This window comes from Streptomyces sp. NPDC004435, from assembly GCF_042873895.1.
Taxonomy (GTDB): Bacteria; Actinomycetota; Actinomycetes; order Streptomycetales; family Streptomycetaceae; genus Streptomyces.
In genome coordinates, this window is the sequence record NZ_JBIAMB010000028.1 from 82,228 (window position 1) to 96,252 (window position 14,025).

Annotated in this window: 10 protein-coding genes and 2 pseudogenes; 7 read left to right on the forward strand and 5 right to left on the reverse strand. The window is 73.2% G+C overall.

Annotated features, from left to right (window positions below; genetic code table 11):
- The 3 genes and pseudogenes from ACFYT9_RS35650 to ACFYT9_RS35660 form a co-directional block, all read right to left on the reverse strand.
- On the reverse strand, positions 1-2,164 hold a 2,164-nt coding region (locus ACFYT9_RS35650; RefSeq protein ID WP_389170509.1), incomplete at its 3' end, for a protein kinase family protein.
- The gene (locus ACFYT9_RS35655; protein WP_389170441.1) at positions 2,164-3,990 is read right to left on the reverse strand and encodes an SAV_2336 N-terminal domain-related protein; all 1,827 of its coding nucleotides are present in this window, start codon (positions 3,988-3,990) and stop codon (positions 2,164-2,166) included. The genes ACFYT9_RS35655 and ACFYT9_RS35650, both read right to left, overlap by 1 nt.
- Positions 3,991-4,006: 16 nt before the next feature.
- Positions 4,007-4,135: pseudogene (locus ACFYT9_RS35660) on the reverse strand (MoxR family ATPase); the annotation flags it as partial.
- Positions 4,136-4,188: 53 nt separating this feature from the next.
- Between ACFYT9_RS35660 and ACFYT9_RS35665 the strand changes: the two are divergent.
- Positions 4,189-4,302, forward strand: a pseudogene (locus ACFYT9_RS35665) (N-6 DNA methylase); the annotation flags it as partial.
- A 142-nt stretch (positions 4,303-4,444) separates the two neighbouring features.
- The gene (locus ACFYT9_RS35670) at positions 4,445-5,008 is read left to right on the forward strand and encodes an N-6 DNA methylase (RefSeq protein ID WP_389170511.1); all 564 of its coding nucleotides are present in this window, start codon (positions 4,445-4,447) and stop codon (positions 5,006-5,008) included.
- A gap of 63 nt (positions 5,009-5,071) precedes the next feature.
- On the opposite strand, the gene ACFYT9_RS35675 is transcribed toward ACFYT9_RS35670, so the two are convergent.
- A complete protein-coding gene (locus ACFYT9_RS35675) occupies positions 5,072-6,571 on the reverse strand; it encodes an MFS transporter (RefSeq protein ID WP_389170444.1) in 1,500 nt (499 codons plus the stop codon).
- A gap of 204 nt (positions 6,572-6,775) precedes the next feature.
- Between ACFYT9_RS35675 and ACFYT9_RS35680 the strand changes: the two genes are divergently transcribed.
- The 5 genes from ACFYT9_RS35680 (at position 6,776) to ACFYT9_RS35700 (ending at position 12,470) form a co-directional block, all read left to right on the forward strand.
- The gene (locus tag ACFYT9_RS35680) at positions 6,776-7,318 is read left to right on the forward strand and encodes a TetR/AcrR family transcriptional regulator (protein ID WP_389170447.1); all 543 of its coding nucleotides are present in this window, start codon (positions 6,776-6,778) and stop codon (positions 7,316-7,318) included.
- Between the two features lie 249 nt (positions 7,319-7,567).
- Positions 7,568-8,773, forward strand: coding sequence for a low temperature requirement protein A (locus ACFYT9_RS35685; protein WP_389170450.1), 1,206 nt, complete (start codon positions 7,568-7,570; stop codon positions 8,771-8,773).
- Positions 8,774-9,055: 282 nt separating this feature from the next.
- On the forward strand, positions 9,056-9,898 hold the full coding sequence (locus ACFYT9_RS35690; RefSeq protein ID WP_389170452.1) for a universal stress protein: 843 nt from the start codon (positions 9,056-9,058) through the stop codon (positions 9,896-9,898).
- 199 nt (positions 9,899-10,097) lie between these two features.
- Positions 10,098-11,552: a glucose-6-phosphate dehydrogenase gene (gene zwf, locus ACFYT9_RS35695; RefSeq protein ID WP_389170455.1), complete on the forward strand. Its 1,455-nt coding sequence runs from the start codon at positions 10,098-10,100 to the stop codon at positions 11,550-11,552.
- Positions 11,553-12,029: 477 nt separating this feature from the next.
- A complete protein-coding gene (locus ACFYT9_RS35700) occupies positions 12,030-12,470 on the forward strand; it encodes a pyridoxamine 5'-phosphate oxidase family protein (RefSeq protein ID WP_389170458.1) in 441 nt (146 codons plus the stop codon).
- A gap of 444 nt (positions 12,471-12,914) precedes the next feature.
- On the opposite strand, the gene ACFYT9_RS35705 is transcribed toward ACFYT9_RS35700, so the two are convergent.
- A complete protein-coding gene (locus ACFYT9_RS35705; RefSeq protein WP_389170460.1) occupies positions 12,915-13,571 on the reverse strand; it encodes a hypothetical protein in 657 nt (218 codons plus the stop codon).
- Positions 13,572-14,025 lie beyond the last annotated feature (454 nt).

The following is a 14,025-nucleotide window of genomic DNA, read 5'->3' on the forward strand; positions in this document are numbered from 1 at the left end:
CCGCGCGGCCGCCGGGCGCCCGGGGGGGGGGGGGCGCGGGGCGGCGGGGGCGCGGCCCCCCCCCGGCCCCCCCCCGGGGGGGCGGGGGGCGGGCGCCCCCCCCCCGGACGCCGTGCATGTCGTGCTTCGTCGGAGATCGCGCCGGCGTAGGAACGGACGGCCGGATCGGCTGCGAGTGAGTCGGTGACCGTGGCCCTGGTCGGGCCGTCCTCGGTGCGGGCGCAGTCGAGCCCCCACCCGCCGGAGTGGAGGGGAGTGTCAGGCTCACACGGGCGTACGGTGCCGGTCGGCGAGGTCCTACCAGAAGGCCTTCACCGCGGCGACGCGGGTGGGCGCGAGCCGGGCGTGGTCGCGCAGCGGGGACGTCTTGCCTTCCGGGAGACCGCGGGCGGCCTCCCGGAAGGCACAAGCCCGGTTGCCGCCCCGCTCGCGGGTTGGTCCCCGCCGACCCGAGGGCATCCCGGGGGACGAACCACGGGCGGGGATCACCGCTGCCCCCGCTCCAGGGTCTCAAGGATCCAGGACCTGATCTTTTCCCCTGCCGGTCGGCCTCGAGGAAGGCTGCCGACCTGGCGCCGGGGAAGGCCCGCCCGACCCCCGCGGCCTCCGCGAGGGCGTTGAGGGCTTTTTGGTGGCGCCCCGTGTCGGCCAGCCGGACGGCGAGGTTGTTCAGGCTCATGGCGAGGTCCACACGGACTTCGGGGGATCGGTGTGCGGCCAGTTGGCCGTAGAGCCGGACGGCCTCCTCGGCGGCTCGCAGTCCTTCCTCGCGCCGGCCGAGGCCGCCGAGTCGGTTGCTCAGGTTGGTCAGGCTCCTCGCCAGGGCATCGTCGTGGGACCCGGGGCCGGTCCGGGTGCCGGACCGGGCGTCCAGGCGGGCCAGTTCGCGGTTGATCCGGACGGCCTCCTCGATCGAGTCGAGGGCCTCGCCCGGGCGGTCCGCGTCGGCCAGGCAGTTCGACAGGTTGCTCAGGAGGGCGGCGAGGCCGGGGCCGTACGTCTCCGGTTCCCGCCGCGCCGGCGGCCGGTACAGCGACACCGCCTCGGAGCCGGCGGCGAGTGCTTCCGCGGTCCGGCCGGTCTCGGCCAGCCGCACGGAGTGGTTGCCGAGCGTCCGGGCGAGGTCGGGGGCGGCGGTCTCGGGGCTGCTCGCGTACTGCTGACGGAAGAGCTCCACCGCTTCGTCGACGGTCACGAGCGCCTCGTCCAGGCGGCCGTCGTCGGCCAGCCGGTTCGACAGGATCCGAAGACTGCGCGCGAGGTGGAAGGAATGCCCGTCCGGATCCTGCCACGCGAGCGCGCGGTGGTGCCGGACGTTGTCGGCGGCGACGGAAACGCCCGCCCCCTTCCGCGCGGCTCCCTCCGGCTCCAGCTCCTCCGGCCCCTCCATCCCCGCCGTGCCCCGGCCCGCCCCGGGGACGGCCGGTCGAGCGGACGCCCGAGCGAAGGCCGCCGCGAGCGTGGCGGCGGAGGGCCTGCGGGCGGGGTCCTCGTCCAGGCACCTCCAGAGCGTGTCCGCGAGCTCCGGGGCGATTCCCGACGTCGCCACCGCGCGCCGGCCGTCGGGGGTCCTGGCGTCGGACCACCTTCCCGTGAGCAGGGACAGGAGCAGGGCGCCGACGGCCGCCACATCGCTCTGCGAGGTGAGCGAGGAGCTGTCGTCGTCCGGCCCGAGATACGCGTCGCTGCGCGGGAAACCGGCACCGTGGTCGTTGTCGGCGCCGTCGACGCTCGCCGCCATCCAGCTGACGAGCCGGACATCGCGGTCGGTCACCAGGACGGCCCTCGGCGCGAGCCCGCCGTGGACGATTCCGAGCTCATGGGCACGACCGACCGCGCGGGCCACGTCCAGGCCGATCCTCAGGAAGACCGCTTCCGGTACCGAACCCCCGTACTCCTCCAGGAACGCGCGCAGGTTCGGCGCGGGACCGGAGGACGGGTCGTCCGCGCGCCGGTGCACCAGGGCCGCCGCGATCCACGGCCGCACGTGGGCGGGGGAGGTCTGTACGTCGAGCAGCTCGGGCGCGTACGTGCCGGCCATGCGGAGCAGGCACTCGGACTCGGTCCGTACGAGCTCCCCGGCCGCCTCCGGTCCCCGGTCGTACTCCGGCGCGGGCGCGCGGACCGTGACGGCGGTCCCGTCCTCGTCCAGGGCCAGGTACATCACCACGTGGATCCAGCCCTGGGCGCTGCGGGCTTACAGCCGGAACCGGCCGACCTGACCGGATCGTCCGTCAGGAGCGGTTCCCAGCCCGGCGGCAGCTGGTCAGGACGGGGGAGGGGCGGCTCGGTCACGGTGCCGTGGCCGCCGGACTCCGCACCGGCGGGAGCGGCGGGCTCCGGCCCCGCCACCCCTGTGCGCGGCCCGGGACCGGGCACGGCGGGCTCCGGCCCCGCCACCGCCGTGCTCGGCCCGGGACCGGGCACCGGGCCGCCGGCTCCCCCCGGCGCGATCCCCAGCCGGCGCAGCAGCTCCTCCTTCAGCCAGCCGAAGGAGCGTCCGGCGTCCCCGATCACGGCGGAGCCGTCCGGGTGCCCGACCCAGGCGGGGAAGACGGGGGAGCGGCCGACGGCGGCCTCGATGTGCGCGGTGACCGCCCGGGTGGTGCGGAGCAGTTCTTTCGGGGAGACGGCGGTGAGGAGGAGGCGGCGGGCGTCGCCGGGGAAGTCGTACCGCCGGTGATGGGGCAGGCGGTCCGAGGAGTCGGTCGTGAGCTGGTGCATCAGGCCGCCCAGGAACACCTCCGTGAGGTGGCCGGGGTCGGTGGGCGGTCCGAGCACGGTCTGCACCAGGCGCATGACGGGCGGGGTGACGGGTGAGACGGCGGCGAGGTGGGCCGCGAGCCGGTAGGCCTCGGGCGAGGCGGCGTCCCTGAACCGCAGGACGGCGTCGGCGCCGTCATCAGGGCCGGTCCCGGCTGCGGCCGGGGACCCACAGGGGCAGGACGGCGGTGCCGCCGGATGAGGCGATGAGCCGCGCCCAGCCGCCGACGGCGGCGGGGTCGGTTCGAGGACCGGGACGGGTACGGAGCCGAAGTGGACGAGGCCCGGTGGGAGGACCGGCTCGGTGACGTGCCAGGCGCGGGTGGGCCCGCCGCGGCGCCGGGTGGTGACCCGCCAGGGCCGCGCGGCGATGCCGGAGCCGTCCCAGAGCCGGGTGGGCAGTGCCTGGACGACGGCGGTGGGGCCGCACCGCGCCCAGAGCTCCATGACCCGCCGCATGCGGCCGTCGCGCCATGCCTCGCCCACCCCGTCGCTGACGACGAGCACGAGGGTGTTCCCCGTCGGGTCGCTCAGGGTCTCGGGCGCCCGGAGCCTCCCGCTGCCGGTGTACGGGCGGGTACGGAGCAGTGGCGTCGCGCCGAGGGTGTCGAGTCCGTGGACGCGTACGTCGCGGAAGGCGCCGGCGCGTTCCATCAGCGCCCGGAGCTCGGCGGCGAGGCGCTGCCGGAGGACCATGGAGACACCGTCGTCGACGACGAGGGCGAGGGAGAGCCAGCGGCTCCTGACCGGGCGGGTGACGGTCTCCGGCATGCCGGTGTCGGCCAGGGCCGTCACCGTGCGCGCGATGTCGAGCTCGTGGCGCCGATGGTCGGGGAACCGCTGTCGCAGCGGGCGCAGGGACTTCCCGAGCCGGAGTTCGCCGGCGGCGGCACAGCCGTCGGGGGCGCGGACGGGGAGTGCCGCGACCTGCGGCGCGGCGGTGTTCCGCGCCGGCTCGGCCGTCGCCAGGACCGGGCGGGCGGGACCCGGGTCGGGCGGGCCGGCCGTCGCCGGCTCGCGGGGTTCCCCGGTGCCTTCGGCGCCGGGCCCGGCCGGTGACGGGGCGGCTGCCGTCGGGGCCTCGGCCGGCCTGTACGGGGACTCCGGTGCGGCGGCGAGCCGGGCCAGCGGACCGGAGCCCCGGGGCATTCTCCCGGCCGGCCAGAGGGCGTCGAGGAGTTCCTCCCGGGACAGCTCGGCGCCGCTCGCGGCGAGGACCTGAGTCACGCGTGTGATCACGGCGTCACACGGCTCCGCCGAGCCGGTGCAGGACCGCTTCGAGGAGGGCGCCGGAGCCGAGGCCGATGCCGCCCTTGCGGAGGAACACGGCGTTGAGGAGCTGGTCGGTGGCGAGTTCGCCGGAGGCGCGGCGGGCATGCGCGTCGAGGCGGCCCGCTTCGTCGAGAACCGGGGGGAAAGGCCCACCTGGACGACCTCGCGCTCCACGGCGAGGAGACCGACGAGCGGACCTGGCGCCTCGCCAAGCTGAACCTCGCCGTGCACGGGGTCGGGGGAGACCTGGGCGTCCGCTGGGGCGACACGCTCGCCGAGGACCGGAACCCCGGCCTCCAGGCCGACTTCGTGATGGGCGCCCGCCCCTCGGCGTCTCGGACCGGGCGCGGAACGAGAGCGACCCGAGATGGCGGTACGGCGTCCCGCCGGGTGAGGATCCCGGCTACGCCTGGCTGCAACACGCCCTGGCGCCAAGCCGGGACCGTACGGGACGGCGGGCATCGTCCTCGCCGAGGGCTCCCTGCGTGCGAGGAGCGGGGACAGGATCCGCCGGGCGATGCTGGAGGACGACGTCGTGGCCTGTGTGGTCGCGCTGCCACCCCATCTCTTCCGTACGACCCGGATCCCGTCGTGCCTCTGGATCCTGACCAAGAACAAGGGCCGGCGGAGGCCGGTGGACCGGAGGGGCGAGATCCTGTTCGTCGACGCCCGCGAGGCGGGCACGCTCGTCGGTGGCCGGACGGAACGCGTCCTCACCGAGACCGACATCACGAGAATCGCCGGGACCTATCACGCCTGGCGCGGCATACTCTCGGCCCGGGCGGAGCGGGCGCCGTACCGCGACGAGCCAGGCTTCTGCGCCTCCGTCGGCCTGGAGGCCGTACGGCGCCACAAGTACGAGCTGACGCCGTCGCGGTACGTGTCCCGCGCTCGGGCCGGCTTCGCGACCCAGGACGCCCGGCGGGGCGAGCTCCAGGCCCTGACGAGGAACCTGGACGTGCTGTTCGACTGACCGCGCCCGGCGGTCCGCCGCGCCGTTCGACTGACCGGGCCCGACACGGTCCCGCCGCGTCGTTCAGTGACGCGTGTCCGCGGACAGGGCCGAGCCGGGTCCGTGGCGGCGCAGGAGGAGGCCGGTGACGAGTGCGCCCGCGGCCATCACGACGGCGACCACGGTCACGACGGTGGCGTAGGCGCTGTCGAACGCGTGCGAGGCTGCGGTGGCGAGCGCCGGGTCGTGGTCGCCCGCGAGCGCCAGGGCCGCGTCGATGCTGTCCCGAGCCGCCTGCGGTGCTCCGGCGGGCAGTTCGACGGTCGCGGTGTAGAGGGCGGTCATGAGGCTGCCGAGCATCGCGACGGCGATGAGGCTGCCGAACTCGTAGGAGACCTCCTCCACGGAGGAGGCCATGCCCGCCCGGCTCGCGGGCGCGTTGCCCATGATCGCGCTGGAGGCCACGGACATGGCCGCGCCGAGACCCGCTCCGGTGACGAGCAGGCCGGTCACGAGCAGGCCCGTGCTGGTGTCGAAGTTCGCCAGGACGAGCAGGGTTCCGGCGGTGCCGAGGGCCAGGCCGCCCGCGATGAGGGGGAGCAGGCCGACGCGGTGCAGCACCGCACCGCCCGCCAGGGCCGTCGGCAGGGCGCCGGCCGCGACGGCGGCCACGAGGAGTCCGGCACCCAGCGGAGTGAAGCCCTCCACCAGCTGGAAGCGCTGGGTGGTGACGAGTTGGAGGCCGGCGATGGCGAACAGCGAGAAACCGGCGGCCAGGACCCCGGCGAGGAACGCGCGGTTGCGGAAGATCGAGAACTCCAGGAGTGGTTCGGTCAGTCGGCGCTGGCGGTGGGCGAACGCCCACCCCCCGGCGAGCGCGGTGACACCCGAGGCCGCGACGAACCAGGGTTCCGGTTCGGTCTTCGCGATCTCCTTGATCGCCATCACGAGGCCGACCAGGGCGACGAGCGCGAGGAGCGAGGAGGGCAGGTCCCACCGCTTGGAGCGGTCTGCCTGGTTGGGCGGTGCGAGCACCAGCGTGGCGACGAGCGCCACGGCGACGACGGGGACGTTGACGAGGAAGACCGACCCCCACCAGAAGCTGCTCAGCAGGACGCCGCCGACGATGGGCCCGAGGGCGCTGCCGACGACGGCGAGGCTTCCCCAGATCGCGATGGCGACGTTGCGCTCGCGCTGGTCCTCGAACGTGACGCGGATCAGCGCCAGCGTCGCCGGCATCATCGCCGCCGCCCCGACCGCGAGGAGCGCGCGGGAGGCGATCAGGGCCTCGGGCGAGGAGGAGAACGCGGCGGCCAGCGAGGCGAGCCCGAAGACCAGCAGGCCGATCACGAACATCCTGCGATGGCCCACCCGGTCACCGAGCGTGCCGCTTCCGAGCAGCAGTCCGGCCATCACCACCGGGTAGGCGTTGATGATCCACAGACTCTCCGACGCGCTCGCGCCGAGGTCCTCCACGAGGGTGGGCAGTGCCGAGTACAGGATCGAGTTGTCCAGGGTGATCAGCAGCAGTCCCGCGCTCACCACCATGAGCACGAGCCAACGCCTACCCGTCTTGCGCACCATCTGCCTGTGCCTTTCCGAGAACCGTCAGGGAGTACGTCTGCCCCGACCTCTCTAACTTAGCCATCCGGAAGGTAAAGTTACAAACGCGTGCGCCGATCTGGGGTGATCGTCACGGGCGCGGTTACTTTACTTACCGGATGGTAAAGTGAGTGGGGATGGGCCACCCCGGCGAGACGAGGCCCAGGCAACTCCCCGAGGAGGGACATGCGCCCGAGCGCCAGGACCCGGATCCTGGAAGCCGCCGTCCGTGTCACCGAACGTGACGGCATCACCGCCCTGACCCTTCAGTCCGCCGCCGAAGAGGCGGGGGTGACCAAGCCGGGCCTGATGTACCACTTCCCCACCCGTCAGGCGCTCCTCGTCGCCATCCAGCAGCACCTCACCGCCCGGTGGGAGAGCCTGCTGGCCGAGCGGCTGGGCAAGCCCCCCGAGACGGCCACCGACCAGGAGAAGCTCGCCGCCTACGTGCACGTGGGCTCGCGCCTCGACGCCAGCCGGGCCGAGCTCGCCTTCATGGTCGAGCACGACCCCGAGGTGGAAGCGGTCTGGAACGACCTCTTGGACCGGTGGGTCCCCACCCCCACCACCCCCGACCCCCATGACATCGACCTCCTGCTCGCCCGCATGGCGGCCGACGGGCTCTGGATGCTCCGCGCCACCTCGAACAACCGGCTCCCCTCCGCCGTCCGTGACGCGCTCGTGGCCCGCCTGAAAGACCTCACCGAACGGCCCGGCGACGGCGCGTAGACCCGCACCACCGAACCGACACCGTGCGGAACGCCGCTCCTCGAACCTGAACGGCGTGCCCCGGCGACACGCGGCCGTCAGGCCGGCAGGCCGGGCGCCGCCGGGGGAGCGGGTCAGCACGGTGGGGCGTGGTCCCACTCCACCGGATCGGCGTCGGAGACCCGGTCGTGGGAAAGAAGCGCCGGTGGCGGTGGCGGTGGCGGTGGCCAGGGTCTGGAGGAGGCGTCCGTACCGGCCGATGTCACGGGTATGTCTCCCGAACCCCCCGCCCCTTCCGCGAGGCCCGTCGGATCGACGGTCGAGTCAGAGCGACACGCGTCCTGGCTGGAGCTGTTCTTCGATCTGGTCGCCGTCGCCGGCATCGCCCAGCTGGCGCACCTCCTGCGCGAGGATCCGACCCGGGGCGATCTCGCCCTCTACTGCCTGCTGTATCTGGCCTTCTGGACGGCCTGGATGTGCTTCACCACCTACGGAAACGTCGCCGCGGGCACGGCGCGCACCCGTACGATCCTGCTCGGCATGCTCGGGCTGGCCGTCATGGCCGCGGCCGTCCCCGGCATCGAGTCCGACCACGGCCGCGCTTTCGCCATTGCCTTCGTCGCGGTGCGCTTCCTCGCCTCGCGCATCTGGCAGGGGCGCGGAGAGGTCGTCGTCGACTGGCCGACCGCGCAGCTGTCGGCGGGTGTCGTCCCGTGGCTCGTCTCGATCTGGGCCGAGGCCCCGACACGGTACTGGCTGTGGGCGCTCGGGCTCGCCATCGACCTGGGGCTCACGTTCGTCCTGTCGCGCAACCGGCTCCTGACCCGGGCTCAGGAGGAGTGGCGCGAGCGGTACGCGGGCCGCGAGCGCCCTTCGCCTACGCCACCCGTGGCCGCCCGCCTCGACGCGCCGCACCTCGACGAGCGGCTCGGTCTGTTCACCCTGATCGTCATCGGTGAAAGCGTGGCGGTGGCGATCGAGGCCGCGGCGCAGTCAGAGTGGGACGCCCCGCTGGGCGCCCTGGCCGTGGGAGCCTTCGTCCTCCTCCTCGCCCTGTGGTCACTCGCGGTACGCCGTGCGTGCGGCGTACCCCTGCTCGCCTTCGGCGCCCTCGCCCCGCGCTTCGCGCTGCCGCTCCACTGCGTGGCGACCGCCGCCCTCGCCGCGCTCGCCGCTTCCCTGGGCGGAGCCATCGAGGACGCCGGGGAACCGCTGCCGGCGGATGTCGAATGGCTGCTGTGCGGCAGCGTCGCCGTGTTCCTGACCGTCGGGCTGCTGGGGGGCGCGCTGTCCGGGCGTGGCGTTCGCTGGATCCTGGCGGTCGGCGTACCCGTCGCCGCCGCGCCGGTCGTCCTGGCCGCCGTCTCCCACCACGTCCATCCGGCCGCGCTGGTGTGGGCACTGGCCGCGGTGGCCCGCTGGCCCTGGCTCTACGACAAGCGTCGTGCGCGAACGAAATCCGCTGGGCGGTACTGAGCGAGCCACGGCACGCCACGCCGAAGGTGACACCGGCACAGGGTGGGGGACCGGCCCCCCCGGTCGCGGGGAAGGTCTCCGGACCGTCGCATCCGGTGCGCCACCCTCAACCAGGGGCGGGAGGCCCGGTCCGTACCAGAAGGTCGACCGAAACGCGACCGGACCGGCAGCGCGTACCCGGCCGGGCCGGGAGGTGTCCCTACGGACGGGTGGGGCGGCGCTGGTCGCCCGGACGGCTCGTCAGGCGTGCCTGGGCGCGGACGCGGGATCACAGTGAACCTCATGAAGCAGATCGCGGTAGGGGTGAACGGTACCGGTGGAAGTCTGGCGGCGGTCGACTGGGCGGTGAAGGAGGCCGCGTCACGGGGAGCTGCCCTGCAGCTGGTGAACGCGTCCTTGTGGCAGGAGCACCAGGTCGCCGCCGTACGCCGGCCGCGTGACGTCATGGCCGAGCTGGCGAGGGACATCCTGGAGCAGGCCCGAGACCGCGCCCGCACGGCGCACCCGGAGGTCGACACCTCCGTGGAGGAGACCGTGGACGCGCCGTCCCGGCTCCTGCTGGCCCGTGCCGCCGACGCCGAGCTGCTGGTCCTCGGGTCCCACCGCACGGCCGACGGATCCGGTTTCCTCTCCGGACACGTGGCCCAGGAGGTCCTGGCCGCGGCTGAACGTCCCGTGGTCCTGGTCCGCGAGGACGACGGCGCCGACGCCACCGGGCCCGTCGTCGTCGGCCTGGACGTCGAGCGCCCCGCCGACGAGGTCCTGGACTTCGCCTTCGACTTCGCGGCACGCCGCGAGCTCCCCCTGCGCATCGTCTCCGCCTGGCACTCCGTCTTCCCCCACCACCACACCGACAGTGACGTGTCCGAAGCGCGGGACCGGATTCGAGCCGCCGTCTCGGTCGCCGTCAGCCGCCACCGGACGCGGCACGCACACCTCGACATCAGCGAGGACGTCGTTCACGAGCGGCCTGCCCACGCCCTCCTCGCCGCCGCCTCGGACGCCGGGCTCCTCGTCGTCGGCCGCCGCGTCCGGCACGCGCCGACAGGCTCCCGTGTCGGTGCCACGACCCAGACCGCCCTCCACCATGCCGCCTGCCCCGTGGCCGTGGTCTCCCACCCCTGAGCCGCCTCCTCGCGGCCGACTCGCGCAGGGCCCGACCCAGCGGCCGTTCCAGAGACAGCTCCTCCCCGGCATACCCGGCATCCACCCGAGCGCGCACCGGCAAGCCCCGCTCCCTCCCACGCAGCCCCGGCGACTCCACCGGCAAGCCCTCTCCGCCACGCGCAGCGAGCGCGGCGGCCACGTCGAAAGAAGGAACTGAGTGGCCACGCCCTCCGCCACCCCCCAGGGATCCGTCCCGGGCGACCACGTCATCGTCATCTCCGGTGCCACCGGTGACCTGGCCCGCAGGAAACTCCTGCCCGGCCTCTACCACCTCTTCCGGGCGGGCCTCCTGCCCGACCGCTTCCGCGTCATCGGCTCGGCCCCCGCGGCGGACGCGCTCACCGACGCCGCCTTCCGCGAGCACGCGCGCCGGGCGGTGGCCGAGTTCGGACGGGCCGCACCCGAGGGCGGACCGTGGCAGGAGTTCGCCGACCGCCTCACCTTCGGCGCCGCCGACCCCGAGAACCCCCGCCCCCTCGTGGAAGCCGTCCAGCAGGCCGAGCGGGAGATCGGAGGCAGCCCCCAGCGCCTCCACCACCTCGCCGTACCCCCACAGGCATGCGCCTCGGTCGTCCGCATGCTCGGGGACTGCGGCCTCGCCCACCACGCGCGGGTCATCGTCGAGAAGCCGTTCGGCACCGACCTGGCCTCCGCCCGCGCCCTCAACCAGGCCATCCACACCGTCTTCGACGAATCCCGCGTCTTCCGCATCGACCACTTCCTGGGCAAGGAATCCGTCGACAACATCCTGGCCCTGCGCTTCGCCAACGGACTCCTCGAACCGGTCTGGAACCGCGATCACATCAGCCACGTACAGATCGACGTCCCCGAGCACATCGACATCCAGGGCCGCGCCCACTTCTTCGAAGGCACCGGCACCTTCCGCGACATGATCGTCACCCACCTGTTCCAGCTCCTCGGCTTCATCGCCATGGAACCCCCCGCCACACTGGACGCCCCCTCCCTGCGCGCCGAGAAGGACAAGGTCTTCCAGAGCCTGCGCCCCCTCGACCCCGCGCACGTGGTCCGCGGACAGTACGACGGCTACCGCGACGAGCCGGGCGTCGACCCGGCCTCCGACACCGAGACCTTCGCCGCCCTGCGCCTGGAGATCGACAACTGGCGCTGGGCCGGCGTCCCCTTCTACCTGCGCTCCGGAAAGGCCCTGGCCGAGAGCCGCCACGTCATCACCCTCGGCTTCCGCGAACCACCCCTGCGGATGTTCCCGCTCGCGGCCCAGGAGTCCGCCGACGGACGTCACAACGAACTCGTCATCGACTTCGACGACCCCGGCACCGTCACCGCACGCTTCCTCGCCAAGCGCCCCGGCCCCGAGATGCGTCTCACCCAGGCGCAGATGGTGTTCGACTACGCCGGATCCTTCGCCCAGGACCACGCCCTCGAAGGCTACGAGCGCCTCATCCTGGACGCGATGCTGGGCGACCAGTCCCTCTTCACCGACGCCTTCGGCATCGAAACCCTCTGGGCGGCCGCGACCCCCCTGCTCGAGTCCCCACCCCCGGTCCGGCCGTACGTGAAGGGCTCCTGGGGCCCGAGCTCGGTAGCCGAACTGATCCAGCCCCACCACTGGCACCTGCCTCAGAACAGCTGACTGCCCCCTGATGCGGTTGAAGGGGAGGCGGCCGCTGACCGCGTCCAGCCGCACGCCGCGTGCGATCGCGAGGCGGGGCCGCATGGCCTGAGGGTGGAGGGCCTCGCCGTGCATGGCAGAGGCCACACTCGCTGACTCGCGGTTCTTCCGCCGTCTCAGATCGATGGCGCAGCCGCTCAGTCTCACGGACGTGGCATTTCCCGCGCGGCCGTGGTCGGCCGGTGAGCCCTGAACCGACTGGTCGGCGACGGCGACCCACCCCTGCCATCGAATGGGGCCGAGACGTATAGTCTACAACAGAACTATCTGCTACGGTCTCCCTTGTGCGACAACTGGCAGGCGAGACCACGCGTTCGCCGCATCCGACTCGGCGCCATCGCGCGCCTCGCCCGCCGCCGATGAGCCGGCTCGCCATCCACGCCGCAGCCGTCCGACCTGCCCTCCCGCCCCACCCCGACCACCGAAAGGCTGACCGACGTGAGCGAGCACACCGCCAGTGAAACCACCACCGGCACCACCCAGAACGACGGCCCGGCCCCCCGAGCGCTCACCGACCAGGAGCTCACCCAGCTGTTGAGCCGGCAGCAGTTCGGTGTACTCGCGAGCGTCAGGAGCACCGGCCACCCGCACCTGTCGACCGTCCTCTACGACTGGAACGCCCAGGAGCGCGTCCTGAGGGTCTCCTCCACCGCCGACCGCCTCAAGGTCCGCCAGCTGCGCCGCGACCCGCACGCCTCACTGCATGTCAGCGGCCCGGACATCTGGTCGTTCGCCGTGGCGGAGGGAGAGGCGGAGATCGCCGATCCGGCCGATGAGGCGGCCCCTGGCGAGCAGCCGCTGCCCGACCGGCGCGTGACCATCCTGCTCCGGGTCGCGCGCCTGTACGGGACCGCCCTGGACGTCCCCGCCCATAACTGAGGAACCGCACCTCGTCGGCGCGAGGCCAAGGCCGAACATCGCGACCCGCGGCAGGCCGAGGGCGAGGAAGCCCCGGTCGGGCAGGTCGTGGACCTCATGGCCGCTCTGGAGGCGTCCTTCGCCGAGGCCCGGGAACGCCGTGGCGAAGCCCCCGAAAACGGGGGGGGGCGACGGTACACGAACTGCCGAAGCCGAAGAAGAAGACGGCAGCGAAGAAGACCAGCGCAAAGAAGACCTCGAGGCGGCGGAAGTCTGCATGCAGGCCGCTGCCCGGCCCGTACCTGGCGTGCGCCAGCACCCTCTCCCACCTCCCGGACCAAGCGATAGTGCACACTCCGAGGACCCCCACCTAGGAGACCACGCCCGGATCCGCGGGAATCGCCCTACATGCCTCACCCTGACCGTCAGGGTGGGGGCCGAAGTCGCTGTGCAGGCGCGTGCGGCTCAAGGAGTGAGGAGGTGGACGGCGGGGAGGTTCCCGGCCTGTGCGGCATCCTGGTTGATGCTCAGTCCCGTGTACGCGCTCAGCGCGGTGAACACCAGGGCGGGCAGGCGTGCCCCGTGCTGTTCGTAGTAGGCGGTCACCTCGTCGGCGGTGGCGTCGGGGATGGAGGGGAAGACGGCACCGGCGGCGGTGAGCGCCGTATCCAACGCCGACTCGTGGCCGGTGGTGGTGCCGAACTCTGCGCGTCGTATCACCTCGTCGCCTTCGACGTGCAGGATCGCTGCGGGCGGGCTGTGCAGGTTCCGGCTGGCGCACAGGATCTCTTCGCCCGGGCCGGGCCGCATCGAGGGGACACGGCGGAAGCCGGTTGCCCAGGTCGCGGCGTGGTCGTTCTCCAGCACGTACGTCCACTCACCCTCGCTGCCGTACATCGCGTAGGCGTAGCGGGTGGGGTCGTGGCCGGGCGGGGTGGGCTGGCTGCGCAGTTCGGCCAGCGGGGTGCGGGTGGCGAGCTGGTCGAGGTCGGCCCCGAGGTTGATGAGGAACTCGTCAGGGTCGATGCCTCGGGCGAGGGTCAGGGAGATGCCGCCGCGCATTCCGGGGACGGTCGTGGCGGTGTAGGCGTGGGCGCCTATCCAGGTGAGGCCGTCAGTCATGGAGAGGGGTCTGTTCGCTGGTGGGGTGGGGTGGGGTCGAGTTTAGCCTCGCGCTTCTATGAAGCGGGCTTCCCGACGGGTGGCCAGGTAAAGCGAAGATGCCGGCATCCGTGAGGATCTCGGCTGCCGGACCACCCTCCAAGAGCCTGACCAGCCCTTCCTTGCGGGCATGGGTGATGTCCGCGCAGCGGCCGTGCCAGGTGAGTTCGCTGCTCCGGCCTGGAAGGCGTCGTCCAGGGTTCCGGTCAGGTGGTAGCCGGTGACCCGCGGGCGCCCGGCCGTCGCATGGGTGTGGGTGGAGTGTGGGCCTCTGACACAAGACCCGCCAGATGGCCTGGTCACGGCAAGCCTGCAAGAAGGTGAGCGGTGTCGGCTGGGTGTACGCCACCACCGACCCGGAGCGGGGCATCGTGGCCTGGGCCGCCTTTTGCGTCGCCGTTGGTCACAGGGACTC